The sequence below is a fragment of the Nocardia sp. NPDC058658 genome, from assembly GCF_042716665.1.
Classification (GTDB): domain Bacteria; phylum Actinomycetota; class Actinomycetes; order Mycobacteriales; family Mycobacteriaceae; genus Nocardia.
This window is the reverse complement of sequence record NZ_JBHXRR010000001.1, coordinates 1,043,815-1,067,314: the sequence shown is the minus strand read 5'-3', so window position 1 is coordinate 1,067,314 and position 23,500 is coordinate 1,043,815. Positions and strand designations below refer to the sequence as shown.

General features: G+C 69.0%; 22 protein-coding genes and 1 pseudogene. 9 read left to right on the top strand and 14 right to left on the bottom strand.

Annotation, left to right across the window (positions count from 1 at the left end):
• Position 1: 1 nt before the first annotated feature.
• The 4 genes from ACFWUP_RS04900 to ACFWUP_RS04885 are packed head-to-tail and all read right to left on the bottom strand — an operon-like array spanning position 2 to position 3,705.
• Positions 2–1,132 carry an ABC transporter ATP-binding protein gene (locus tag ACFWUP_RS04900; RefSeq protein WP_379230784.1) on the bottom strand — a complete coding sequence of 377 codons (1,131 nt, stop codon included), beginning with the start codon at positions 1,130–1,132 and terminating at the stop codon, positions 2–4.
• A 9-nt stretch (positions 1,133–1,141) separates the two neighbouring features.
• Positions 1,142–2,008 (bottom strand): alpha/beta fold hydrolase, encoded by an 867-nt coding sequence (locus ACFWUP_RS04895; protein ID WP_379230782.1) that lies wholly within the window; start codon positions 2,006–2,008, stop codon positions 1,142–1,144.
• Positions 2,005–2,532, bottom strand: a complete 528-nt coding sequence (locus ACFWUP_RS04890; protein ID WP_379230781.1) for a YiiD C-terminal domain-containing protein — start codon at positions 2,530–2,532, stop codon at positions 2,005–2,007. The genes ACFWUP_RS04895 and ACFWUP_RS04890 overlap by 4 nt, the downstream gene beginning before the upstream one ends.
• 12 nt (positions 2,533–2,544) lie before the next feature.
• Entirely contained in the window at positions 2,545–3,705 is a 1,161-nt protein-coding gene (locus tag ACFWUP_RS04885; protein ID WP_379230779.1) for an acyl-CoA dehydrogenase family protein, read from the bottom strand.
• Between the two features lie 181 nt (positions 3,706–3,886).
• On the opposite strand from ACFWUP_RS04885, the gene ACFWUP_RS04880 reads away from it, so the two are divergent.
• Positions 3,887–4,819: a PDR/VanB family oxidoreductase gene (locus ACFWUP_RS04880; RefSeq protein WP_379230777.1), complete on the top strand. Its 933-nt coding sequence runs from the start codon at positions 3,887–3,889 to the stop codon at positions 4,817–4,819.
• A gap of 48 nt (positions 4,820–4,867) precedes the next feature.
• Here ACFWUP_RS04880 and ACFWUP_RS04875 read toward each other — a convergent pair whose 3' ends face one another.
• Entirely contained in the window at positions 4,868–6,091 is a 1,224-nt protein-coding gene (locus tag ACFWUP_RS04875) for a cytochrome P450 (protein WP_379230775.1), read from the bottom strand.
• A gap of 153 nt (positions 6,092–6,244) precedes the next feature.
• Between ACFWUP_RS04875 and ACFWUP_RS04870 the strand changes: the two genes are divergently transcribed.
• A complete protein-coding gene (locus tag ACFWUP_RS04870) occupies positions 6,245–6,712 on the top strand; it encodes a PaaI family thioesterase (protein ID WP_379230773.1) in 468 nt (155 codons plus the stop codon).
• Positions 6,713–6,764: 52 nt separating this feature from the next.
• On the opposite strand, the gene ACFWUP_RS04865 is transcribed toward ACFWUP_RS04870, so the two are convergent.
• Genes ACFWUP_RS04865 through ACFWUP_RS04840 form a run of 6 tightly spaced genes read right to left on the bottom strand, consistent with a single transcriptional unit; the run spans position 6,765 to position 11,751 of the window.
• Positions 6,765–7,607: an acyl-ACP desaturase gene (locus tag ACFWUP_RS04865; RefSeq protein ID WP_379230771.1), complete on the bottom strand. Its 843-nt coding sequence runs from the start codon at positions 7,605–7,607 to the stop codon at positions 6,765–6,767.
• Between the two features lie 6 nt (positions 7,608–7,613).
• Entirely contained in the window at positions 7,614–8,447 is an 834-nt protein-coding gene (locus ACFWUP_RS04860) for an SAM-dependent methyltransferase (protein WP_379230769.1), read from the bottom strand.
• Entirely contained in the window at positions 8,444–8,707 is a 264-nt protein-coding gene (locus ACFWUP_RS04855; protein WP_379230767.1) for an acyl carrier protein, read from the bottom strand. Before ACFWUP_RS04855 ends, ACFWUP_RS04860 begins: the two co-directional genes overlap by 4 nt.
• A complete protein-coding gene (locus ACFWUP_RS04850; RefSeq protein WP_379230765.1) occupies positions 8,704–9,279 on the bottom strand; it encodes a PaaI family thioesterase in 576 nt (191 codons plus the stop codon). Before ACFWUP_RS04850 ends, ACFWUP_RS04855 begins: the two co-directional genes overlap by 4 nt.
• Positions 9,279–10,067, bottom strand: a complete 789-nt coding sequence (locus tag ACFWUP_RS04845; RefSeq protein WP_379230763.1) for a ferritin-like domain-containing protein — start codon at positions 10,065–10,067, stop codon at positions 9,279–9,281. Before ACFWUP_RS04845 ends, ACFWUP_RS04850 begins: the two co-directional genes overlap by 1 nt.
• Positions 10,068–10,107: 40 nt before the next feature.
• On the bottom strand, positions 10,108–11,751 hold the full coding sequence (locus tag ACFWUP_RS04840) for an AMP-binding protein (RefSeq protein WP_379230762.1): 1,644 nt from the start codon (positions 11,749–11,751) through the stop codon (positions 10,108–10,110).
• Between the two features lie 212 nt (positions 11,752–11,963).
• On the opposite strand from ACFWUP_RS04840, the gene ACFWUP_RS04835 reads away from it, so the two are divergent.
• Genes ACFWUP_RS04835 through ACFWUP_RS04820 form a run of 4 tightly spaced genes read left to right on the top strand, consistent with a single transcriptional unit; the run spans position 11,964 to position 17,005 of the window.
• Positions 11,964–13,202: a cytochrome P450 gene (locus ACFWUP_RS04835; RefSeq protein ID WP_379230760.1), complete on the top strand. Its 1,239-nt coding sequence runs from the start codon at positions 11,964–11,966 to the stop codon at positions 13,200–13,202.
• Positions 13,199–14,422 (top strand): cytochrome P450, encoded by a 1,224-nt coding sequence (locus tag ACFWUP_RS04830; protein WP_379230758.1) that lies wholly within the window; start codon positions 13,199–13,201, stop codon positions 14,420–14,422. Before ACFWUP_RS04835 ends, ACFWUP_RS04830 begins: the two co-directional genes overlap by 4 nt.
• Positions 14,419–15,717, top strand: coding sequence for an FAD-dependent oxidoreductase (locus tag ACFWUP_RS04825; protein WP_379230756.1), 1,299 nt, complete (start codon positions 14,419–14,421; stop codon positions 15,715–15,717). Before ACFWUP_RS04830 ends, ACFWUP_RS04825 begins: the two co-directional genes overlap by 4 nt.
• A gap of 31 nt (positions 15,718–15,748) precedes the next feature.
• Positions 15,749–17,005, top strand: coding sequence for a cytochrome P450 (locus ACFWUP_RS04820; protein ID WP_379230754.1), 1,257 nt, complete (start codon positions 15,749–15,751; stop codon positions 17,003–17,005).
• Between the two features lie 113 nt (positions 17,006–17,118).
• On the opposite strand, the gene ACFWUP_RS04815 is transcribed toward ACFWUP_RS04820, so the two are convergent.
• A complete protein-coding gene (locus ACFWUP_RS04815) occupies positions 17,119–17,574 on the bottom strand; it encodes a PaaI family thioesterase (protein WP_379230752.1) in 456 nt (151 codons plus the stop codon).
• A gap of 375 nt (positions 17,575–17,949) precedes the next feature.
• On the opposite strand from ACFWUP_RS04815, the gene ACFWUP_RS04810 reads away from it, so the two are divergent.
• Positions 17,950–19,125 carry a hypothetical protein gene (locus tag ACFWUP_RS04810; protein WP_379230750.1) on the top strand — a complete coding sequence of 392 codons (1,176 nt, stop codon included), beginning with the start codon at positions 17,950–17,952 and terminating at the stop codon, positions 19,123–19,125.
• Between the two features lie 15 nt (positions 19,126–19,140).
• On the opposite strand, the gene ACFWUP_RS04805 is transcribed toward ACFWUP_RS04810, so the two are convergent.
• The gene (locus ACFWUP_RS04805) at positions 19,141–20,187 is read right to left on the bottom strand and encodes a zinc-binding dehydrogenase (protein ID WP_379230749.1); all 1,047 of its coding nucleotides are present in this window, start codon (positions 20,185–20,187) and stop codon (positions 19,141–19,143) included.
• Between the two features lie 125 nt (positions 20,188–20,312).
• Between ACFWUP_RS04805 and ACFWUP_RS04800 the strand changes: the two genes are divergently transcribed.
• Both ACFWUP_RS04800 and ACFWUP_RS04795 read left to right on the top strand, forming a co-directional pair.
• Positions 20,313–21,530: a DUF418 domain-containing protein gene (locus tag ACFWUP_RS04800; protein ID WP_379230747.1), complete on the top strand. Its 1,218-nt coding sequence runs from the start codon at positions 20,313–20,315 to the stop codon at positions 21,528–21,530.
• Positions 21,531–21,575: 45 nt separating this feature from the next.
• Positions 21,576–22,988, top strand: a complete 1,413-nt coding sequence (locus ACFWUP_RS04795) for a DUF418 domain-containing protein (RefSeq protein ID WP_379230745.1) — start codon at positions 21,576–21,578, stop codon at positions 22,986–22,988.
• On the opposite strand, the pseudogene ACFWUP_RS04790 reads toward ACFWUP_RS04795, so the two are convergent.
• Positions 22,889–23,395 (bottom strand): annotated as a pseudogene (locus ACFWUP_RS04790) (class I SAM-dependent methyltransferase); the annotation flags it as partial. The gene ACFWUP_RS04795 and the pseudogene ACFWUP_RS04790 sit on opposite strands and share 100 nt — an antisense overlap.
• Positions 23,396–23,500 lie beyond the last annotated feature (105 nt).

The following is a 23,500-nucleotide window of genomic DNA, read 5'->3' as shown; positions in this document are numbered from 1 at the left end:
ATCAGGGGACGGGCACTGCCGCCGCGTCCATGGCCTCAGTGGAATCCGGTTGCGGCGCCTGCCAGGTCAGCCGCAGGCCGGTATCGGGGTCGAAAAGATGGATGTCGGCGGGGTCGACGCGCAGGGCGATGTCCTCGCCGACACGAACCCCGGCGGGGCGCGCCACGCGCACACACAGACCGGTGCTACCCGCGTCGAGGTGCACCAGTTCCTCGCTGCCGAGGTTCTCGACCATGCGCACCGTGCCGCGAACGGCGGTGGCGGTCGGGTCGATGCGCAGGCGTTCGGGGCGGATGCCCGCGAGCACCGGGGTCGCGGTGTCGAGTTCGTCGGTGATCGCGAGCGCGGCCTCTACGCCGTCGGCGGTCACCCGCAGTGCGCCGTCACGGCTGGTGACGACCGCCGGGAACAGGTTCATCGGCGGTGCGCCGAGGAATCCGGCGACGAAGGCCGAGCGCGGCTGGTCGTAGAGCTCGGCGGGGGTGCCGCACTGTTCGACCCTGCCCTCGTTGAGCAGCGCGATGCGCGTGGCCATCGTCATCGCCTCGACCTGGTCGTGGGTGACGTAGAGGAAGGTCGCACCGAGTCGCTGGTGCAGCGAGATCAGTTCGGCGCGGGTCGCGCTGCGCAGTTTGGCGTCCAGATTCGACAGCGGCTCGTCCATCAGGAACGCGCCGGGATCGCGAACCATGGCACGCGCCAGCGCGACTCGCTGCCGCTGCCCACCCGAGAGCGCCACCGGTCGGCGCTCGAGCAGCGCCGACAGTTCCAGCGTGGCCGACACCTCGGCGACGCGCTGGTCGATCTCGGCGCGCGGCCGTCGCCGCGCCCGCAACGGGAATCCGATGTTCTTGGCCACCGACAGGTGTGGGTACAGCGCGTAGCTCTGGAACACCATCGCCAGGTCGCGGCGTTGCGGCGCCGCGTCGGTGACATCGTTGCCGCCCACCAGGATTCGGCCCTCGCTCGGCTCCTCCAGTCCGGCGATCATCCGCAGCAGGGTGGATTTGCCGCAGCCGCTGGGGCCGAGCAACACCATGAATTCGCCGTCGGCGATATCGAGGCTCACCTCGCGCACGGCGTAGTCGGTGTCGAACTTCTTCGATACCGCTTCGATCTGCAGTCGTGCCACGTCTCTCCTTCAGGCCGGTGTGGTGCCGGCGGTGATCCACTGCGTCACACCCGCCGCGATGGCGGGCGAGTCCTTCAACCAGGCGAAGTGGTCGCGATGGACCACTGCCGAGTTCTCGTCGATGTGCCACTGGTCGACCGGCGCCGACGGCATCCGCGAGACCAGGAAGTCGACATTGGATTTCGGGCCGAGCACGTCGTCGGCGAGTGAGATCGCCAGCACCGGAACGGTCATGTCCGCCAGCAGCGTGTTGTAGCGGCGGGTGGTGCCGCGCGGGCGGTAGTAGCTGGTGAGCGAGTGGATCGACCAGTCGACCATCACCCCGCCCGGCATCGGCGCCGGGATCAGCACGCCACCGGGCCACCGGCCCTTGATCCGCGAGACCAACCCGATCCACTGGATCTGGGTCAGCGCCTCGAACCAGCGGCGTGGGCCGAACGCCCACCAGAACACGGTGCCGGTGCCGATGACGGTGACACCGGCGACCCGGTCGGGTTCGGCGGCGGCGAACAGCAGCGCGAGCTGACCGCCGAGGCTGTGCCCGAACAGGTGTAGCGGCGCCTGCGGGAACCGGCCCTCGACCGCGGAAACGATGGCGGGCAGGTCGATTTCGAGCATCTCGCGGTAACCGAAGTCGGTGTGCTCGCCGAGGGCGGGCTCGGCCTCGCCGTGCGCGCGCAGATCGCACGTGGCCACCGACAGCCCGGTGGCGTGCAGCGCCTCGGCCAGTGATCGATAGTTGCGCGCCTTCATCGCCATGGCGGGCAGGATCAGCACCACCGGCGCGGTCGGGTCGTCGGCGGCCAGCCACCGCACGGTGAAGCGCACGCCATCGGTGGTTTCGACAGTGGTGGTCTCGGGCGTCGTCGCGGTCATCGGGCGTCCGTTCCGGCGATGCGGACATCGCACACGTAGTCGAAGGTGAATTCGGCGGTGAGTACGTCGTTGTCGTCGAGTAGTTCGGCGCGGCCTGCCAGCTCGAACCGGGTCGTCTCGGTGGCCGCCAGCACGGGGGCCAGTTGCGCGGCGTCGACGGTGGCGACCGCGCGGATGCGACCACGCGCGGGCTTGCGGTAGGCGGCGGTGCCGCCACGCAGGATCAGCCGGTCGATCGTGAAAAGGCGGTGCGCGGCGGCGCCGACGAACGCCGCGGCGCCGGCGATGTCGGCGGCGGTGAACAGCGCGCCCGCGTGGACGGTGCCCATGTGGTTGCACATCACCGGCTCGGCGGGGATCTCGACCACCGATCGAGCGGGCGAGATCTCGGTGATCACGGTGCCGACGTGCGCGCCGAACGGAACAAGGGCCTGCGAGGCGTCACGCAGGTAGTCGTAGTCGACGGCCTCGGGATCGAGTGCGGGGTAGGCGGCGCCGAAACCGGCGATGCGGTGGGTGGTCATGTCCGGGTCCTCTCAGCGCGGTCCACGCAGGACGCGCCGCGCGATCGACCCGCGCAGCACCTCCGAGGGACCCTCGTAGATGCGGAAAGCCCTGGCTTCCACCAGGAATCGGGCCACCAGGTGGTCCTCGCAGACTCCGAGCCCACCGTGCAGCTGTACCGCGCGGTCGAGCACCCGCCAGACCGCCTCGGAGACGAACGTTTTGGTGATCGAGGCCTCGTGGCGGGCCTGCGAGGAGGTCGCGCCGTGCTCGTCGATGGTGGCGGCGGTGGCCCGGATCAGGCTGCGCGAGGCGGCGATGTCGATCTCGTTGTCGGCGATCAGGCCCTGGGCGATCCCGTGTTCGGCGATCGGCACACCGAAGGAGTAGCGGCCGGTGATGTGTTCGGCGGTGAGCTGCTGGGCGCGCACGGCCAGGCCGAGCCAGTTCATGCAGAACACCAGGCGTGACGGCGCAAGTCGCACCTGCGCGAGCTCGAGGCCGCGGCCCACCGCGCCGAGGATCGCGGACTCGGGGACTTCGCAGTCGGTGAACTCGACCTCGCAGTGCCCACCGGGCGCGCTGGTGTGGTCGAGCGTGCGCATCCGGCGGCCCACCTGCAAACCGGGATTGTCCTGGTCGACGAGGAACATGGTCGGCCCGTCGGTGGTGGTGGCGACGCAGATGGTGAACGCCGCGCCCTGGGCCCCGGTGGTGAAGTGCTTGCGGCCGTTGATCACCCAGCCGGTGTCGGTCTCCTCGGCGACGGTGGCCAGCATCCGCGGATCCGAGCCCGCACCGGGAGCCGGTTCGGTCATGGCGATGGCCGAGCGAACCTCACCGGAGGCCAGCGGAGCCAGATACCGTTGCCGCTGTTCGGGATTCGCGACCGCGGCCAGCAGGTGGATGTTGCCGTCGTCGGGCGCCCAGGCGTTGACGGCCAACGGCCCGAGCAGGCTGGCGCCCGCCGCTTCGAGCACCTGTGCCTGGGCCCTGGTGTCGAGGCCGAGGCCGCCGTAGGCGGGATCGGACAGTGGTCCGAAGACACCGGCCTCCTTGGCCTTCTTCTGCAGGTCGAGGCGCAGGGCGTCGTCGGTGACCCGGCCACCGCCCACGACCTCGCGTTCGACCGGGATGACGTGGTCTGTTACGAACTGCCTGGTCTTGTCGACCAGTTCCGCCACTGGAGTCATGCCGCCAGTGTCGGGTCGGCAGTGGCCCGCTCGCCCGGACGATAGTGAATGTCGATCGGTCCAATCGACTCGGTGCCGGTGCGCTGCGCCACTGCCTCGGGTCGAGCACGGTGATCTGAAACGACTCCGCCGCGACACGGGTCGGCGCGCGGTGGTGGCCGGACTGCCGAGAGGACACACTGTGACCGAGTTGACCGTGCGGGTGATCGACCGAATCGACGAAGCCGACGCGGTGTTCTCGCTGGTGCTGGCGGCGGCCGACGGCGCGCCGTTGCCGGCGTGGACGCCGGGCTCCCACATCGATGTCGCGGTCGGTACCGCCGGGGTGCGTCAGTACTCGCTGTGCGGCGACCCCGCCGAACACGACCGGTGGCGGATCGCCGTCCTGCACGAGCCCGCGGGCCGCGGTGGGTCGGCGCAGCTGTACCGCACCGCGCTGCCGGGGACCACATTGTCAGTGTCTTTGCCGCGCAACAACTTCGAGCTCGAGGCTGCGTCGGCGTACACCTTCGTGGCGGGTGGGATCGGGATCACTCCGATCGTGGCGATGATCGCCGCGGCGGAGCAGGCAGGCGCGGACTGGACGCTGCACTACGGCGCGCGCACCAGGGCCCACATGGCCTTCGGTGACGCACTGTCGCGGCGATACCCGTCGGTGCGGCTGGTGCCGCAGGACGAGGCGGGACTGCTGCCGATCGCGCGGATCCTGGCCGCGCGGCCCGACGCCACCGTGTACTGCTGCGGGCCGGAGCCGCTGCTTTCCGCGGTCGAAGCCGAGGGCGCGCGTCAAGGAATCGCTGTGCGCACCGAACGTTTCGTGCCGCGCCCGGTGGACACTGCCGCCGACGCGGCGTTCGAGGTTCGCCTGGCACAGACCGGTACGACCCTGCGCGTCGCCGCCGACCGCTCCATCGTCGACGTTCTCGAATCCGCGGGCGTCTCGGTGATCACCTCGTGCCGCGAGGGCACCTGCGGCAGTTGCGAGACCCCGGTCCTCGACGGTGAGGTCGACCACCGCGATTCGCTGCTCACCGCCGAGGAACGCGAGAGCGGCAAGACAATGATGCTGTGTGTCTCGCGGGCCCGGTCGCAGGTGCTGGTGCTGGATCTGTGATCGAGCACCGACCGTCGGCAGGCGAGGCCGGCCGACGGTCGGTGGGGCTCACCGCAGGCGAACGGGGAGGCTGTCCAGACCCCGGATAAGAGTGCTCGTCTGCCAGCGCAGGTCCGCCTGGTCGGCATTCAGGTGCAGGTCGGGGAACCGGCGCAGCAGTGCGGTGAAGGCGATCTCGGCTTCCAGGCGCGCCAGCGGAGCGCCGACGCAGAAGTGGATGCCGTGGCCGAAGGCGAGATGGCCGGTGGGATGGCGGTCGGTGTCCATGGTGTCGGGATCGGCGAAGCGGGCGGGGTCGCGATCGGCGGCCGCGACGGAGACGTAGACCAGTTCGCCCGCGGGAATTTCGGTGCCGCCCAAGGTGATCGGTTCGGTCGTGTAACGCACGGTCGCCATGTCGACCGGTCCGTCGTACCGGAGGAACTCCTCGATCGCGGCGGGGACGCCCGCCGGGTCGGCGCACAGGCGCTGCCACTGTTCGCGGTCGCGCAGCAGCGCGTTGACCCCGTTGCCGATGAGGTTGACGGTGGTCTCGTGCCCGGCCACCAGCAGCAGGAACGCCATCGACACCAGTTCCCGGTCGGTGAGCCGATCGCCGTCGTCGTCGGCGAGGACCAGCTGGGAGAGCAGGTCGTCGGCGGGGTCGGCCTGCTTGGCCCGCACCAGGTCCGCCAGATAGCCGACCATCGCGGCCGAGGCGGCCGGGCGCTCGGTGTCCTCGCCCTCACCGACGACGGTGACCAACGCTCTGGTCCACGCCTGGAAATCGGCGCGATCGGCGTACGGCACGCCGAGCAGCTCGCAGATCACCGTCACCGGAAGGGGATTGGCGTAGGCCGCCATCAGATCCACCTCGTCGCTGTCGGTGATCGCGTCGAGCAAGGAGGCGGCGATCTGCTCGATCCGAGGCGCCAGCGTGGCGACCTGTTTGGCGGTGAACGCCTTGTTCACCAGTTTGCGCAGGCGGGTGTGCGCGGGCGGGTCGGTGCTGAGCATATGGCTGAGCAGGGTCAGCACGTTCGGGTCCGACGGGGTGGTGTCGCGCTTGCCGTGCAGGATCGCGTCGACTCGCACGACGTCCTTGGCCAGGCGCGGATCGGCAAGGGCCTGGCGGGCTTCGGCGTAGCCGACGACCACCCAGCGGATGACATCGTCGGGGAAACGGACCCGGCGCACCGGGCCCTCGGCACGCCAGCGCCGGAAGTGGGCGTGCGGATCGGCGAAGAAGTCGGCGTCGATGGACGCGACGGGGGCAGCGGTGATGTCGGCCATTCCGCGACGGTACCGACGTCGGGTGAACGACTCACCGAGCTCGGGTGATCTCGATCAGGCGATCGGAGGTCGGGATGGAATGGCTTGCGGCAAGACGGAATTCACCCCGCGCTGGTCGAATGACGCCAGGAATCGTCCGCAGGGAGGAAAACCATGACCAGTACCGATGTCGACCTCGACGCGACCGTGGACCGGCGCGTCGCCGAACTGACCGCGGTCTTCGAGCGCGGGCTACAGGAGAAACTGGGGGTCGGCGATTCGCTCGGCATCCGCCTGGAGCACGCGTCCAAGGGCCGCACCCGCTACTACCTCGACCCGAACCCGGCGACCATCAACGCCATGTTCACCGTGCACGGTGGCGTGCTGGCCACGCTGATGGACACCGCCATGGGCAGCGCGGTGTTCACCGAACTCGCCGACGGCATCGCCTACACCACCCTCGAACTGAAGGTGAACTTCATCCGCGCGGTGACCCTCGACGGCAGCAGACTCACCTGTGAGGCCACTGCCGTGCACGTGGGCAGGCGCACCGCGACGGCCGAGGGCCGCATCACCGACGCCGCGGGCAAGCTCATCGCCCACGGCACCACCACGATTCTCGTGCTGGCTCCCAGCAACTGACGAACGACGAGTCCGGCCCCACTCATCGGTGAGCGGGGCCGGACTCGTGTGCTCAGGCGATGGTGCGGCAGCTCGCGACGAACGCGATCAATTCGTCGACCGGTTCGGTGCGGGTGTCGACCGCCCGATCGATCACCTTCACCAGGTGTTCGTAGGCGGCGGTGTGGTCGTAGTCGGCGACCTCGGCGATTCGCAGCGCCCACCGCCAATAGCCGCGCAGCGTGTCCGACAGCGGCATCCGGAAATGGGCGATGACATCGCGGATCGGCGCCACCACCGCGTCGCCGTCGTGGCGCAGATAGCGCGTCACGACCTCGGCCATGAAACTGAAATGCCGTGCCTCGTCCCGCGACAGCCGGGTGAGCACCGCGGCGAGCACCGGATCGGCGACCACCTCGCGCAGCTGCTGGTAGTACATCTGCGTCGCCTTCTCCTGCACCAGCGCGTAGGCGAAGAACTGCACGGGGTGCTCGTAGGGCAGATCGAACGGCTTGTGGCCCTCGATCGCCAATTCCGAACGCAGCGTGGCGCGTTCGGCCATGCCCGCCGCCTCCTGGTAGCGGGTCAGCGCCCTGGCGTGGGTGTCCTCTTCCAGCGCCCACCGCACCGTGAAGTGGTAGAGCTCGCGATTGTGTTCGAAGGTCGGCAGGTCCACGCTGTCGTCGACGGGGAAGTGCCGGTGATAGACGTCGAAGTAGCCGGGCAGATGATCCTCGATGAGGGTGACGAACTGCACCGCGGAGCGCTGGCCCTCGGTGAGTCTGTTCGCGTCGGCGGCGGTCCAGTCGAACGCGGTCTCCACGTCCCAGGCGCGAGTCGCGGGGGAGGCGGCGAGGAAGCCGTCGACCGCGGCCGACAGTTCGGTGACGGGCAGCAGCCCTGCGGTGGTGATCATGGTGTCCTACCTGGCATTCCGGCAGACCAGCGCGTAATGCTTGGTGGTGTAACCCCAGCCCGCGTTGGCGATCTCGAGATAGTGGCGCAGCTGCCCCGCCAGCCCCGGCCGGTGCGCGTCGATGCGTGCCGTGGCGGCGTCGACGTTGTCGATCCAGTCCTCGATCGTGCGCCGGTAGTGCTCGGTCAGATCGTCGACCGAGATCACCGAGAAGCCGGCGTTCTCGGCGGCGGCGACCAGTTCCGAGAGCGGGCGCAGCTCACCGAAACCGAAGATGTCCTCGCGCACGAAACCGGTGCCGTCGCGATCGTCGAACGCGGTGCGGGTGGCGGCATTACGGAAGCAGCTCTCCGACACATACAGCGTGCCGTTGCGTCGCAGCACGGCCTTGGCGCGGCGGAACACCTCGTCGGGATCGGGCATGTGCACGATCGAACCGAGCAGCGTGACGGCGTCGACGCTGCGCGCGGGCAGGTCGAGCTGCTCGAAATGACCCACCCTGGTGCTGACCAGATCGGCCACACCACGGGCGGCGGCCTGCTCGGCGATGTAGTCGTGCTGGCGCGGCGCCGGGCTGACACCCAGCGTCCGGCAACCCAGTTCGCTCGCCATGTACAGGATCAGCGAACCCCAGCCGCAGCCGACATCGAGCAGTTGCTCACCGCCGCGAAGCCCGAGCCGGTCCGCGACGAACCGCAGCTTGTTGCGCTGCGCCAGTTCCAGTGTGTCGCTGTCGGATTCGTAGAGCGCGGAGCTGTACTTGCGCAGCGGATCCAGGAACTGACCGAAGATCTCGGGGTCGAGGTCGTAATGCTGATTGGTATCTGCGACGGCGGTCATGCGGCTTCCTCGCGCACCGCGCGCGCCACGACGGCGGTGACCTCGGTCAGCGTGGACATGCCGAAGACGTCCTCGTCGGCGAGTTCGATGTCGAAGGTGCGCTCGATGCGGGCGATCATCCGCAGCACGCGCACCGAGTCCACCCCTGCCATGGCGCGCAGGTCGGCGTCGGGGGTCAGGTCGGTGGCGGACAGGCCGGTCTCGGAGATGGCGATCTCGGTGACCGTGGCCAGGATGGTGTCGGCGGAAGTGGTGGTCATGGCCGGGCTCCGTTCGGAGAAGAGGTGTTCGGAGAAGAGGCGTTCGGGGAGAAGGTGTTCGCGGTGGAAAGGGCGTGGTCGAGCAGGGCGACTTCGTTGTCGTCGAGGGTCAGGTGGTCGCGGACCGCGTGCAGGTCGAACGGTTGATAGGTGGCCGAGGAGCTCGCGCACACCGCGTCGTCGGCGTCGAGGATCTCCGCGTGCGCCTGCATCGGGCCCGCACCGCGTTCGGGTGACAGCGTTGCCACACAGCGGTATTCGTGGTCGATCAGCAGTGGCGTCAGGAAGCGGGTGCGCTGGGTGACGGTGAAGGCCGCGACATTGCGGGCCAGCACGATCAGATTGCCCATCACCTCGTCGCATACGACCCCGATCAGACCGCCGTGCACCACACCGGGATAGGACTCGAACGCGCGCCCGAGCGCGAACACCGCCACCAGCGCGCCGTCGGCACGCGGGGTGAACCGCAGACCGAGCCCGGTCGGGTTGTGCGGGGAACAGCCGAAGCAGTGGTAGTCGGGGATCACCGACCACGGCACCTCGACCGCGCCCGGCCCTTCGGTGACGCTCATCAGTCGATGGCGTCGGCGAGCGCGCGGCGCACCTTCGCGTTGCTGGACAGGTCGAGCCCGGTGATCCCGGCGAAGGTGCGGCGCACCTTGTCGTGCAAAACCTCCAGCTCGCCCTCGGCGGCGACCTGCTCGAGGAACAGTTCGAACCCGGTGTCGATGGTCTCGTGGTCGCCGAGTTCGGCGATCCCCGCCTTGAAGGTGCTCACCGGGTGCTTGATCTTGGCTTCGGAGCTGTAGACGTAGAGCGTCTCCAGCACCGAGGGCAGTTCCTCGGGGCGCTGACGCAGCCGCTCGGTGGTGTAGTGGATGAACTCGCGCGCGTGCCCGGCCTCGTCGCGAGCGGCGTTGAGCAGCAACTGTTTCAGCACCGGTTCACCGACCCAGCTCGACACCGCCCGGTACACGTGGTTGACGGTGAGCTCGGAGATGATGTTGGTCGCCAGCGTCGCCGAGGGCGTGCTGCCGGGCGCGTACGGTTCGCGCATCGCGTCGACCGCGCGATCGGCCACGTCCTCGCCGATCGCGCCGAGCCACGAGCGGAAGGCGTAGTGGTGCTGCACTTCCTGGTAGCCCCACACCACCGCGAAGGTGGAGAAATCGTAGTCGTCGACGAACTCGTTGAGGAATCCGTGCACCGCCGCGATGACATTGGACTCGCCCATCGCCGCGCTCTTGGCGAGGGTGATGTACTCGGGGCGGACCAGCGTCGGGTCGACGGCGGTCAGGTCGAGGTCGCTCAGTTTCCAGTGCAGGCGTTCGTAGTGGCGGAAGACGTCGAAACTGTGCACGAGGCACTCCCATTCGATCGAAGCGGAGTCCGGCGCGGCGTCATCGCCGGCCGATCAGGTCGCGGGCGGCCAGCCGCTGGAGCTTGCCGCTGCTGGTGCGGGGGATGCTGCGCGGCGCGACCAGATGCACCCGCACCGCGGTGAGCCCGAGCTGGGCGGTGGCGGCGGCCCGGATGGCGTCGGCGAGGGCGTCGGCCTCGGTGCCGACGTGTTCGGTCTCGGCGATCAGGGCGATCACGTCGTCGTCGGCGGCAGCAGTGCAGCGGCCCTTGTGGATGCCGTCGAGGTCGCGCACGGCTGCCTCGACGTCCTGGGCGTAGTAGTTCACGCCGCGTACGGTGATCATGTCCTTGCAGCGGCCGGTGACGAACAGCTCGCCGTCGCGCTGGTAACCGAGATCGCCGGTGCGCAGCCAGCCGTCGACGAACCGGTCGTCGGCCGCGTCGCGGTCGCCGCCGAGATAGCCGTCGGTGACCGGGGCGCCCTGGATGAGGATCTCGCCGACACGGCCGTCGGGCAGATCGGCGCCGGTGGTGGTGTGCACGACCCTGATCGCGATGCCCTCGACCGCCGAGCCGACGGAGGCGACCGCCCGCGCGCCGTCGTCAGTACGCGAAACCTGGTGCGCCACTGCCGCATCCGACATCAGCGCGCGGTCGACCCAGTCGAAAACGGGCTCGCGCAGCAGCGGCGGGAAGGCGACGGCCAGGGTGGCCTCGGCCATGCCGTAGACGCCGAACATCGTCGAGGGCGCGAACCCGGCGGGCGCGAACCGCTCGCAGAAGGCGGTCACCACCGACTCCGCGATGGGCTCGGCGCCGTTGAACGCGATCCGCCAGTGGCTCAGGTCGTAGTCGGTGACCCGCTCGGGCGCGATCGCACCCAGCAGCGCCTCGTAACCGAAGTTCGGCATGGCGGTGATCGTCGTCGCGGTCGCGGCGAATTCGCTCAGCCAGCGCGCCGGGTCCTTCACGAACGCCAGCGGCGACCACACGTGGGCGGGGATGCCGCGCAGCACCGCCGACAGGGTGCCGAACAGGCCCATGTCGTGGAACAGCGGCAGCCAGAACCCGCCCTGGTCGTCGAGCCCGAGATCGATGCCGGTGCGGATGGCCGACAGTCCGCTCACCACATTGGCGTGGGTCAGGCGCACGCCCTTGGGCAGTGCGGTGCTGCCGGAGGTGAACTGCACGATCGCCAGATCGTCGGGACTGTGCGCGGGCAGGACTTCGGTATCGGCGATGATCCCGTCGACGAGTGCGGTGGTGTCGACGAATTCGACCCCGATATCGCCGATCAGCGGAATCATCGACGCGAACCGCGGTGACACCAGAATGGTGCGCATGTCCGCGGCCGCGGTGATCGCGGCGAGTTTGGCCGGAAAGGCCGCGCTCGCGGTGGCACCGGCGGGCAGCGGCAGGGGAGTGGCGGCGCCGCCCGCCGCGGCGATACCGAACAGGGCGACAAGGAATTCCGGCGCGTTCGGGCACAGCACCCCGACCGGCTCGCCGCGCCCGATACCCCGCCGGACCAGCGCGGTCGCCATCGTCTGCGCGCGCAGCAGCAATTCGGCGTACTCGACCCGCTCCGACACCGACCAGAACGTGGCCGACACTCGCGGATGCGCGGCGGCGACGCCGGCCAGCAGCGTGGTGAGCGTTTCGCTCGAACGCGAGGAATTCATGACCGAAACGACAACAGTGCCGTATGAAATCGCGTTGAACGAATAACAAAATACGCGCGCCGATAATTACCGTCGATCGACCAATTGCGCTGCCGAATAAAGATATTCGGCTATCGCCCGATCGGAGCAGACAATACTGCGCGAATTCGGGACCGTCCGGCGGCGACGATGAGCGGCGAAATCCTCGCACCGAAATCGCTCAGGAGCTGCCGGTGACTTCCGATCATGTCGCGGTCGACGACCCGACCCCGGTCCAGATCGCGGTGCTGGAAAGCGTCGCGCCACACTGCCGCCACGACCCGTACCCTGCTTACGAAACACTGCGCCACGCAGGACCTTTCGTGCCAGGACCCCGCGACACCCAGCTCGTGCCACGCTACGCCCAAGCACAGGCGATCCTGAGCGATCCGCGCTGGAGCCATGCCGAGGAACCCGAGTTGCTCCACGGCGACAGCGAGGTGGAGCTACCTGGTTCCTTCCTGTGGATGGAGCCGCCGGACCACACCCGATTGCGCGGCCTGGTCGGCAAGGCGTTCACCGCGCGCACGATCGCCGGGCTGCACGAGCGCGCCGACCGACTCGTCGACGAACTACTCACCGCGATGCTCGCCGACGGCGAGACCGATGTCCTCGAGTCGCTGGCCTACCCCGTGCCGCTGACCCTGATCTGCGAGCTGCTCGGCGTTCCCGCCGAAGCCCACGCGCATGTGCGCGAGATTTCCGCACACATCGCGCGCGGCCTCGACCCCGACACCCTGCTGAGCTCCGCCGAACTGTCCGCCCGTACCACCGCCGTGCACGCGTTCACCGACTTCTTCGGCGATCTGGTCGAGCAGCGCCGTCGCCATCCGCGCGAGGACCTGATCACCGCGCTGGTGCAGGCCGAGGAAGCGGGCGTGCGACTGACCCGCACCGAACTGATCGGCACCCTGCTGATTCTGGTGGTGGCAGGCCACGAGACCACCGTCAATCTCATCGGCAACGGGCTGCTCGCCCTGATCCGCCACCCTGACCAGTTCCAGCGCCTGCGCGCGGACCCGGAACTGTGCGGGCCGGCGGTCGACGAGGTGCTGCGCTACGACCCGCCCGTACATCTCACCACCCGCACGGCGCGCCACGAGATCGAGCTCGCCGGAAGGACTTTCGTCCCCGGCGACGCGGTGATCGTGCTGATCGGTTCGGCCGCTCGCGATCCCGAGGCCTTCCCCGCCGCCGACCGGTTCGACATCGGCCGCTATCGGCCGGGGCAGCGGCCCGAACGGCACCTGTCGTTCGGTCTGGGCCTGCACTACTGCCTCGGCGCGCCACTGGCCCGCCTGGAGATGGGGTCGGTGCTGCGCGCCCTCGCCACCCGTGTCGAGTCCATGCACCTGCTCGCCGAACCGCCGTACCGCCCGAATGTGGTCGTGCGCGGCATGTCCGAACTGCGAATCAGCCTGGAGGGCCGATGAGTACCGCTGTCCCCGCCGACCTCACCTTCGACGCCTTCGCGCAGGCCAACCGCGCCGACCCCTACCCCGCCTACCACCGCGTCCGCGAGGCGACGCCCCTGTTCCCGTACGCCCTCGGCGAGGTGCCGGTGACGCTGGTGACCCGGTACGAGGAATGCGCGGCCGTGCTCACCGGCACCGACTGGGGCCACGGCTATGCCGCGGGCATCAGCCCGTTCCGCGACACCACCGCCGCCATCCCCGGCTCGTTCGTCCGGATGGACCCGCCCGAGCACGGCCGCTATCGCAAGCTGGTGGCGAAGGCGTTCACGCCGAAGATGGTCGGTGAGATGGCCCCGGTGGCGGGGAAGGTCGTCGACGGGTTGGTCGAGGCGGCCCTCGAGCGCGGCGAACTCGACGTGCTGGAGGATCTGGCCGTGCCGCTGGCCGTCGCGATGGTGGCGGTGCGCCTGCTCGGTGCCGACGCGGCCGACGGAAACAGCTTCCGGGCTTGGCAATTGGCGATCGCGCGTGGCAGCGACCCCGACTCGCTGCTCGGCCCCGACGACATCAGCGCCCGCACCGACGCCGCGATCGCCTGCATGGGCCACTTCGCGCGGCTCATCGGCGAGAAGAAGCAGCACCCCGGCACCGACCTGCTCAGCGAACTGGTCGCGGCGAGCGTCGACGGTGACTTCCTCACCGAACCCGAGGTGATCGGGATGTCGCTGCTGCTGCTCGTCGCGGGCATGGAGACCTCGATCAACCTGATCGGCAACGGTCTGCTCGCCCTGCTGCGCCACCCCGACCAACTGGCGCTGCTGCGGGCGCACCCCGAGCTGATCGGGCCCGCGATCGACGAGATGCTGCGCTACGACGCGCCGACCCAGTTCACGATCCGCGTCGCGCTGGCCGACACCCAGGTGGGCGAGCACACGTTCCGTCGCGGTGACGGCGTCGTCGTGCTCACCGGATCGGCCAACCGCGACGGGCGCGTCTACCGCGACGCCGACACCTTCGACATCACCCGCTTCACCGGAAACCGGCCGCCGCGTAAGCATCTGGGCTTCAGCCTGGGCATCCACTACTGTGTCGGCGCGCCGCTGGCCAGGATCGAGGCCGAGGCGGCCATCCGCACCCTGCTCGACCGCGCGCCCGAGCTCGCCATGGCCGAGCAGCCGATCGAGTACCGCCCCAGCCTGATCCACCGCGGCATCCGGCATCTGCCGGTGACACTGTGACCCAGACGCGCGGGCACGCGATCGTCATCGGCGCCGGGGTCGCGGGTCTGCTCGCGGCGCGGGTGCTCACCGACACCTTCGACCGGGTCACCCTGGTGGAGCGCGACGATCTGAGCGCGAACGAGACCGCGCGCCGCGGCGTCGCGCAGGCCTGGCACCTGCACGGTCTGCTCGATCGCGGCCGCCGGATCATGGAGGAGCTGTATCCGGGCTTCACCGGCGAGGCGGTCGCGGACGGCGCGACCGTCACCGAGGTGCTGGTCGGCACCCGGTGGTACATCGGCGGTGCCAGGCTCGCGGCGGGCTCGACCGGCCTCACCTCGGTGATCGCGACACGGTCGCTGCTCGAGGCGGTATTGCGAAGGCGCACACTGGAACTGCGCGGGATCGAGGTGCTGACCCGCACCACCGTGCTGGGACTGGTCGGTGACGCGCAGCGTGTGCGGGCGGTGGCGGTGTCGGGACCCGCGGGCCCGCAGACCCTCGCCGCCGATCTCGTCGTCGACGCGAGCGGGCGCGGATCGCGAATCACGCAGTGGCTCACCGAGATCGGCGCCGAGGTGCCGGACGAGGTGCGCCTCGACGTCGACCTCGGCTACGCCTCGCGGTTCTTCCGGCATCGGCCGGGGCAACTGGGCGGGCAGGCGTCGGTGATCGTCTCGACCGGTGCGAACGGCCGTGGCGGCGGGGCGGTCCGGGTGGAGGGCGATCGCTGGCACGTCACCCTCGCCGGGATGCTCGGCGACCATCCGCCGACCGACGACGTCGGCCTTGCCGACTACGCCGCATCGCTGTCGGCCCCCGACATCCACACCATCGTCGTCGGTTCCGAACCGCTCGGCGAGGCGGTGCCCTACCGGTTCCGAACCGCGGTGCGCCGTCGCTTCGACCGCCAGTCTGCCCACCCGGCCGGGCTGGTGGTGCTCGGCGACGCGCAGTGCGCCTTCAACCCGCTCTACGCCCAGGGCATGACGGTCGCCGCGCTGCAGGCCGTGGCGCTGCGGGACTGCCTGGCGGCCACCGACACCGACCTGCCCGCCCGCTTCTACGCCGGCGCCGCCGACGCCGTCGCCCTCGCCTGGCAGCTCGCCGCCGGTTCGGACCTGCGCCATCGGGGTGTCGAGGGCAGGCGCACTCTGCGGACCCGGCTCACCAATGTCTTCGTCGGCCGGGTGCAGCGCGTCTCCCACCGCGATCCCCGGGTGGCAAGGGCCTTCCTGCGGGTCGCCCACCTGGTCGACCCGCCCGCCGCGCTCACCGCGCCGGGCACCCTGCGCCGCATCCTCCTTTCCTGACCACCCCACCGGAGAAACAGGAGACCCACCCATGACCTCCACGACTTCCCCGATCGACACCCAGGCAGTCCAGACCGCGCTGGTCCAGCTGTTCGGGCCCGACGGTCGCGCCGATCCGTACACCCCCGCCCGGATCCTGCGCGAAGCCGGACCGATCCATCAGACCCCGCTCGGCCACCACGTGCTGACCCGGTACGAGGACTGCGCCGCCGTGCTGTCCACCACCGCGTGGAGCCACGCCGAAGAGGCGGCGATGATGCATCCGACCGTCTCGCCCGAGAACGCCGCCGACGAACTGCCCACCTCGTTCCTGTGGATGGAGCCGCCGGACCACACCCGCCTGCGCAACCTCGTCACCAAGGGCTTCACCCCGCGCATGGTGACCCGGCTGCGCCCGCGGATCGAGCAGCTGTGCGAGCAGCTCGTCGACGACGCCTTGGCCGCGGGGGAATTCGACCTCGTCGAGTTGATCGCCTACCCGCTGCCGCTGATCATCGCCTGCGAGCTGATCGGTGTGCCCGAGCACGCCTACGACAAGGTCCATCAGTGGTCCCAAGACCTGGCCCGCGGCTTCGACCACGACTACACGCTGCCCGAGGAATGCCTGCGGGCGCGCAGCGCGGCCTCGCGCGGGTTCATGGACTACTTCCGCGAGCTGCTCGACGAACGACGGGTCACCCCGCGCGACGACCTGCTCAGTGTGCTGTCGCAGGTCGAGGACCGCGGCGATGTGCTCACCGAGCAGGAACTGCTCGCCACCTGCATCACCACCTTCGTCGCGGGCCACGAGACCACGGCCAACCTCATCGGCACCGGCATGCTGCGGCTGCTGCGCAATCCCGACCAGATCCAGCTGCTGCGCGATCGCCCCGAGTTGCTCGCGTACGCGCCCGACGAGCTGCTTCGCCTCGATCCGTCGGTGCAGATCACCACCCGCGCGGCCACCCGGCCGATCACCGTCGCCGGACACCGGTTCGAACAGGGTGACGGTGTTGTGGTGCTGATCAATTCGAGCAATCACGACCCGGCCGCCTTCCCCGACCCGGAGCGGGTCGACGTGACCCGCTACTCCGATCCGATGAACCCGGCCAAGAAGCACCTCGGCTTCAGCCTCGGCATCCACTACTGCCTCGGCGCGCCGCTGGCACTGCTGGAGATGGAGATCCTGCTCGAGGTGCTGTTGCGCAAGGTCGGCACGATGGAATTGCTGTCGGAGAACCCACCGTTCAAGCCGAACGTCGTCATCCGCGGTCTGGAATCGCTGAAGGTCGCCGTCACCCCGGCCTGAGCCCAGCGTTGTCGTGGTCCCGTCGGCCGACCCGGCGGGACCACGCCCGTCAGCGACGCCCGGTCGCAGTCACCACGGCCGCACCGACGAGGGTGATCGCGACGTCGGCCACCTCAGACGACTTCAGGTTTCACCAATCGCACATTGCGCATGGTGACCAGTGCTGTCGCGCACAGGGTTTCATCCGAGTCCGCCACCGAGAACACCTCGGCCGCGGCAATGGTGAGCAGGGCACCCGGCTTGATCACCCGGCCACGGGCGATCACCGTGGGACCTTTGGCGGGCGCGAGGATCTTCACCGTGTAGTCGATGGTCATGTTCACCCAACCGACCGGCAGCAGCGTGCCCGCGGCAGAACCCGCCGCGAAATCGGCCAGCGACCCGAGGACGCCCCCCTGGAAATAGCCGTCGTGCTGGGTGAGTTCGGTGCGGTACGGCTGCACGATCTCCACCGCGCCTGCCTCCACGCTGCCGAAGTGGAAGCCCAGGTGGGCGGCGGCGGGCATGGACAGCACCGCGGCGGGGACCACCACCGCGAAATCGGGGTTCGGTGCCTGTTGCGTCGTCATTCGATTCGGCTCCTGTGCTCGATACATCCGGCCACGGGTGCGGCCACGGCGCGAATCCTGCCCGCGCCGATCACCTCGCACACCGGGACCGTAGCAAAAGGCGAAGCCCACGGTTGTGAACGTCGATCGGTCGAAACGCCCCGGCACTACCTGGACGCGAACGTGCCTGATCTGGCCGAGGCAGCCGTAATTCCCTGGCTGTTCGTGGCTGCGGGCCATATGGTCGCGGCATGTGGTTGTTGTGTGACGGGGACTGAACCGGTGTGGGCGGAGCCCGACACGTTGCTCGGGTTGATGCAGCGGGGGCGTGGTCGGTGTCGTCAAGAGGCGTCGACGCAGCCCACGGTTGCCGGTGACCTGCTTGTCGATTGCATCGTGCGCGACCCTCGATGGGATCATCAGATAGAGGAACGGTCCTGGCTGTACGCGGGTCTGGCGGTCGATCTGGGGATCGACCTCGTTCGCTTGCGTGCGGCGTACGCCGGACCGCCTGACTCAACCGGTGACTCGGCGGCCTGGCTTGCCATCGGGGTGCTGGGTCGGCTCGCCCGGCGTGGCGACGAGGATGCCGTCCTCGAACTACGCCGGTACCTGCGCACCGGGCGTGACCTGGATCTGGCTCTCAGCGAGCTGATTCCGGTCGCCGACCACCCCGCGGCGCAAGGGTTGCTCGATGACGTTCTCGACGTCGCCGATGACGATCAGCTGCGGTGGTCGATCGGGATGGATCGGCACGGTCGGACATCGTTGCCGCAGTGGCGGGGCGCTGATCCGCGGATCGACCGGGCGTTCGCAGCGGGGGAGGCTGTTCGGGCGAGTTGGGCGCGGGAACCCGCAGAGCGGCAGGTTTCCGAGCGCGACCTGGTACTGCGCGCGGCTGCGGAGTCGAACCTCGCGGCACCGGCATCGGCGGCCGACCTGACCGAAGAGCAGTGGGAGGCAACGCTGTTGACCATTGTGACCGATGACCGCCGAAGCGTGGACCACTGCTGGGCTCCCCGTTCCCGACGTGCACTGCGTCACGCCATCGAGAAGTCGGGATCCCCTGCGGTGCTCGCATGGTCGAGGTCCATGTTCACGTCCAGGTCGAGATCGGACATCGACCAGGAGGGATATCTGGAGTGGCTGGCGTTTTCGATGTTCACCCGCGTCAGCGCGACAGCATCGGACGGTCCCCGGCTCAACGAGCTGCTCGTGGACGCCGCGGCACGGGAGCACGACGGCATCGGGGATCAATATGAGCTGGTCGACGCGCTCGCCCGGCTGGATCACGTCGCCGCGACCACGACGATCGAAAACCTCTACGACACCACCGTCTACGCCTGGCTGCGGCGGCGATGTGCGGCGGCACTGAGTCGGCTGTCCCCGGATTTCGCCGACGAGCGAGCCGTCGAATGCCTCGACGACTGCGAATCCGAGACCCGCGCGATCGCTATCGCCAGTGTGGATCCGCTGGTAGACGACGTTCGTGCGCGGTTGCTCCGGATTGCCGACGACCCGACCGAGGAAGACGACAATCGCCGGGCCGCGGCGGCGCGAGTTCTGCCATAGCGCCCGGCCGGGCACTCAGCGGGTTCCCGCGTGCAGGACCACTTTGCCGTTGCGCCCAGGAGTTTCCGACAGCACCGCGGCCTCGGCGGCCTGATCCAGCGGCAGGTCGGCCTGCACGTCGAGGCGCAGGGTGCCGTTGGCGGCGAGGGTGACCAGCTCGGTGATCAACCGGAGGTAATCGGCGCGGTCGATCTCGGAACTGCGTTGCTGACCCCAGAACCCTTTCACCACAGCCTGTTTGAAGATCACCGCTCCGGTGTCGATGATCAGCGGTTTGCCCGACAGCGCCCCGAAGGAGATCAGTTCACCGCGCGGGGCGAGCAACGCCATCAGATCGCCCGCGGCGGGCCCGCTGACCTGGTCGACGGCGCGCACGATCGGTTCGCCGCCGGTGATGTCGGCGCCGGCCGCGAGCCAACCCACCGATTCGGTGTCGAGCACGGGACCGTAACCGAGCTTCTCCAGCGCCAGCACCGAATCGGGGCCGCGAACCAGGCTTAACACCCGCACGCCGCGTTCCTTCGCGAACAGGTTGAGCAGGCGACCGACCGCGCCGTTGGCGGCGTTCACCACGATCCACTGCCCGGATTCCACGTGCAGATCGTCGAGCAGCATGAGCGCGCTCAGCGGCATGGCGAGCAGCTGGCAGGCGGTTTCGTCGGGCACGGAATCCGGCATCGGCACGGCCTGATCGGCGCGGGCGACGAAGAAATCCGCCCAGGCGCCACGCAGACCTGCCATCGCGACCCGCTGCCCGACCTCGAGCTTGTCGACACCGGCGCCGACCGCGTCGACGACGCCGACAGCCTCGGTGCCGGGGATGGCGGGCAGCGGCGGCCGGTAGCCGTAGACACCGCGGATGATCGCGAGATCGTGGTTGTGGATCGGCGAGAGCGACATCGCGACCCGTATTTCGCCCGGTCCCGGCTCCGGCGCGGGCACCGTCTGAGCGGTGAGCACGTCCTTCGGTTCGCCGAACTCGTCGATGACAACTGCCTGCATGTCCGCCTCCGTGCTGGTTGCGAGTGACTTGCCGAGCATGATCGCGTTCCATTGTGTCACCGCGGGGCTCCCGGGCTGATCACCGAGGCCGCGCCCTGTCAATCCGTCGCAAGGGTGATTGCGTATGGCACGCAACCACTCGCACGGCGGATGTATGCGACCGGCGGCCTGCGTACGGTCGGTTCATGGCTGAATCGCTCGGAACCGGCTCGCCCGCAGCGCAATCCGGGCGGATCGGCGAGGTTGACATCCTGCGCGGGTTCGCCCTGTTCGGGATTCTGATCACCAATGTGATCGTGGCGACCTCCCTGTGGTCGGTGATCGGCACCCGCGAGGTCCCGGTGTTGCGCTTCGACGGCACCGTCGACCTGGTGGTTCGCGCCACGGTCGACGCGCTGTTCACCGGACGCTTCTACCTGCTGTTCGCGTTCCTGTTCGGGTACTCGTTCACCTTGCAGATCGCGGCGGCGCAGCGGGCCGGGGTGTCGCCCACGCGTCGACTGCTGCGACGCTGTGCCGCGCTGATGGCGATCGGGCTCGTGCACGTCTACCTGCTCTGGATCGGCGACATCCTCACCCTCTACGCGTTCCTGTGCCTGATCCTCATCACCCTGCGCAAACTGCGGCCGCGAACCGCGGTGATCACCGCGATCGTGCTGTACACGATCTGGTCGGCGTGGAGTTTCCTGCCGGGCTACAACGGGGTCCTCGTCTTCGGGGAGTTCATCGACCTGCCCGCCCTGTCTGCCGACTACACCGGCAGCTTCGCGTCGACCTTCGCCGCCCAGACCGCCCTCGCGCCGGTCTTCCTCCTGCTGATCTGGTTCGCCCAGGGCGTCCCGAGCCTGGCCATGTTCCTGATCGGTATGGCAGCGGGCAAGCACAACCTGTTCGCCGACCCGGAACTACTGCGCCGCTGGTCATCTCGTGCGCTGGTGCTCGGCTTCGGCCTCGGCCTGCCGATCTCGGCGATGACCTTCGCCGAGTCGATGAAGTGGTGGCATCCGCCCTCGCTCGTCCACGGCCTGCAAATGCTGGTGAACCCGGCCATGACCTTCGCCTACGTCGCCGCGGTCCTGCTCGCAGCACAATCCGCACGCCTGGGCCGGGCCACCGCCCTGCTCGCCCCCGCGGGCCGCATGGCCGCCACCAACTACATCGGGCAATCCGTTGTCATGATGCTCGTCTACACCGGCTACGGCCTCGGCCTGGCCGACGACCTCCCACCCCTGGCCGTGATCGCCATCGCGCTGCTCACCTTCGCCGCCCAACTCGCCTTCAGTGCCTGGTGGTTGCGCCGCCACCGCTACGGCCCCGTGGAGTGGGTGCTCCGCGCGGCGACCTATCTGACGATCCCAGCATGGCGGCGTTCTTCCGAAAATCATCCGCCGCTGCTCACCTGAGGCGCCGATGCGGGAAATCCTGCGAAAAACCTCTACCGTCTACCAATGCTTGACGACCGGGTACTGGATCCGCCCGTAACGAAAACAGGGCACCGGATACCCGAGGTCGACATCGTGCGTGGGTTCGCGCTGTTCGGAATTCTGATCTGCAATGCGGTCGCCGCCGTCACACAGTGGTCGCCGGACCGTGCGGGTTCGAGCGGCGATCGCCTGGTGCTCGCCACCGTGGACGCGCTGTTCTCCGCTCGGTTCTATCCTGTGTTCGCGTTCCTGTTCGGCTATGCGTTCACCCTGCAGGTGACCGCCGCGGTCCGTGTCGGCGCCTCCCCGGCTGCCCGGTTACTGCGGCGCTGCGCTGTGCTGATGGTTGTCGGCCTCCTGCACCTCTTCCTCCTGTGGGACGGAGACATCCTCACGCTGTATGCCGCGCTCGGCGTGATCCTGGTCGCGGTTCGCGCGCTGGGGCCGCGGTCCGCTGCGCTTGCGGGCGCGACGCTGTCGATCACCTGGGCGATGGGAACCTTCCTGCCGGGCCGACTGCCCGGTGACGGACTTCGGATGCCGGAGGTGGCCTACACCGGTACCGCCGCCGAAACGTTCGCCGCCCAGCTCACGGTCGCACCCACCGCGCTGTTGCTGGTCTGGGCCGCGGGGGCGGTGCCGAGCCTGGCCATGTTCCTGTTCGGTCTGGCCGCGGGCAAGCGCAACCTTCTCGCGCAGCCGAACACGGGGCGCACCCGGGTTGTCCTCGGGGCGGGACTGTGTGCGGGACTGCCCCTTTCAGCGCTCACTTTCGCCGCCACGATGCAATGGTGGACACCACCGCCACTCCTACCCGGACTTCAGGCGCTGGTGAATCCGCTGATGAGCTTCGCCTATATCGCCGCTGTGGTGCTCGCGGCGCGATCTCCGTGGGCGCGGCGCTACTGCGCTGTGCTCGCGCCCGCGGGCAGGATGGCGGCCTCGAATTACATCGGGCAATCGATCGTGCTGATGGTCGTCTACACCGGCTACGGTTTCGCCCTCGCCGACGATGCGTCGCTGGGAACGGTCGTCGCCATCGGCGTGCTCACCTTCGCCGCCCAACTCGGGCTCAGCCACTGGTGGCTGCGGCGACACCCGTATGGGCCGGTGGAGTGGGTGTTGCGTGCGGGGACCTATCTGACCGTGCCGACCTGGCACCTGCGGTCAGTGGATCAATCCGCTGGTGGACGGTGGAATTCGGCTCGCCAGCGGCTGCGGCCCGAGGTGTCGGGGCGGGGGACGGTTTCCACGCGGATCAGGGTGAGATCGGGGATGGCGAAGGAGTCGATGTCGGTTCGGGTGAGGGGCCAGGGTGGGCCGGTGGTGTCGGCGGGGCGGTGGATGTCGGCGATCACCAGCAGGGTTGCGTTGGGGGCCAGCAGGTTTCGGATGTTGGTGATGGCGGTGGTGCGGACGTCCGGGGGTAGGGATTGAACGGTGATCGACTCGATGACCAGATCGAAGGCCTGGAACCAGGTAGACGGTGGGTCGAGGAGATCGGCGACCTTGTAGGTGACCGGGGAATGCGGGAAGCGGGTTCGGGCGCCCCGGATGGCGGTAGGGGAGACATCGAACGCGGTGGTTCGAATACCTTGGGCAGCAACGAATTCGGCGTCGGTACCGTAACCGCACCCGATCACCAGGCCGCGCGCCCCCTGTGGCAGGGATGCGGTGCGGAACCAGTCGACCAGTAGGGGATTGGGAACGTCTCGATCCCAGGGAACCACGGAGGTCCCCGCGGCGGCCTCAGCGTAGAGCGGTTCGAACCACCCGGTCGGATCGTTCGCAGCCAGCGCCTGAGCAGCAAGGCGGCGATCAGCGGGCGGCGGAGCGTCGGTCATACCCCCAGTCTTCCCCACCAACGCCCCCCGTGTCGCGACACGCCGAGCTGGTCGCGTGATCACCATGCACTGATGCAGGAAAATCCGGCCGGATCACGACATCAG

Coding starts and splice junctions, on each gene's coding strand:
- ACFWUP_RS04895 (WP_379230782.1), bottom strand. CDS start 2,008: ATGACCGCGACGACGCCCGAGACCACCACTGTCGAAACCACCGATGGC.
- ACFWUP_RS04890 (WP_379230781.1), bottom strand. CDS start 2,532: ATGACCACCCACCGCATCGCCGGTTTCGGCGCCGCCTACCCCGCACTC.
- ACFWUP_RS04885 (WP_379230779.1), bottom strand. CDS start 3,705: ATGACTCCAGTGGCGGAACTGGTCGACAAGACCAGGCAGTTCGTAACA.
- ACFWUP_RS04875 (WP_379230775.1), bottom strand. CDS start 6,091: ATGGCCGACATCACCGCTGCCCCCGTCGCGTCCATCGACGCCGACTTC.
- ACFWUP_RS04870 (WP_379230773.1), top strand. CDS start 6,245: ATGACCAGTACCGATGTCGACCTCGACGCGACCGTGGACCGGCGCGTC.
- ACFWUP_RS04865 (WP_379230771.1), bottom strand. CDS start 7,607: ATGATCACCACCGCAGGGCTGCTGCCCGTCACCGAACTGTCGGCCGCG.
- ACFWUP_RS04860 (WP_379230769.1), bottom strand. CDS start 8,447: ATGACCGCCGTCGCAGATACCAATCAGCATTACGACCTCGACCCCGAG.
- ACFWUP_RS04855 (WP_379230767.1), bottom strand. CDS start 8,707: ATGACCACCACTTCCGCCGACACCATCCTGGCCACGGTCACCGAGATC.
- ACFWUP_RS04850 (WP_379230765.1), bottom strand. CDS start 9,279: ATGAGCGTCACCGAAGGGCCGGGCGCGGTCGAGGTGCCGTGGTCGGTG.
- ACFWUP_RS04840 (WP_379230762.1), bottom strand. CDS start 11,751: ATGAATTCCTCGCGTTCGAGCGAAACGCTCACCACGCTGCTGGCCGGC.
- ACFWUP_RS04830 (WP_379230758.1), top strand. CDS start 13,199: ATGAGTACCGCTGTCCCCGCCGACCTCACCTTCGACGCCTTCGCGCAG.
- ACFWUP_RS04820 (WP_379230754.1), top strand. CDS start 15,749: ATGACCTCCACGACTTCCCCGATCGACACCCAGGCAGTCCAGACCGCG.
- ACFWUP_RS04815 (WP_379230752.1), bottom strand. CDS start 17,574: ATGACGACGCAACAGGCACCGAACCCCGATTTCGCGGTGGTGGTCCCC.
- ACFWUP_RS04800 (WP_379230747.1), top strand. CDS start 20,313: ATGGCTGAATCGCTCGGAACCGGCTCGCCCGCAGCGCAATCCGGGCGG.
- ACFWUP_RS04795 (WP_379230745.1), top strand. CDS start 21,576: ATGCTTGACGACCGGGTACTGGATCCGCCCGTAACGAAAACAGGGCAC.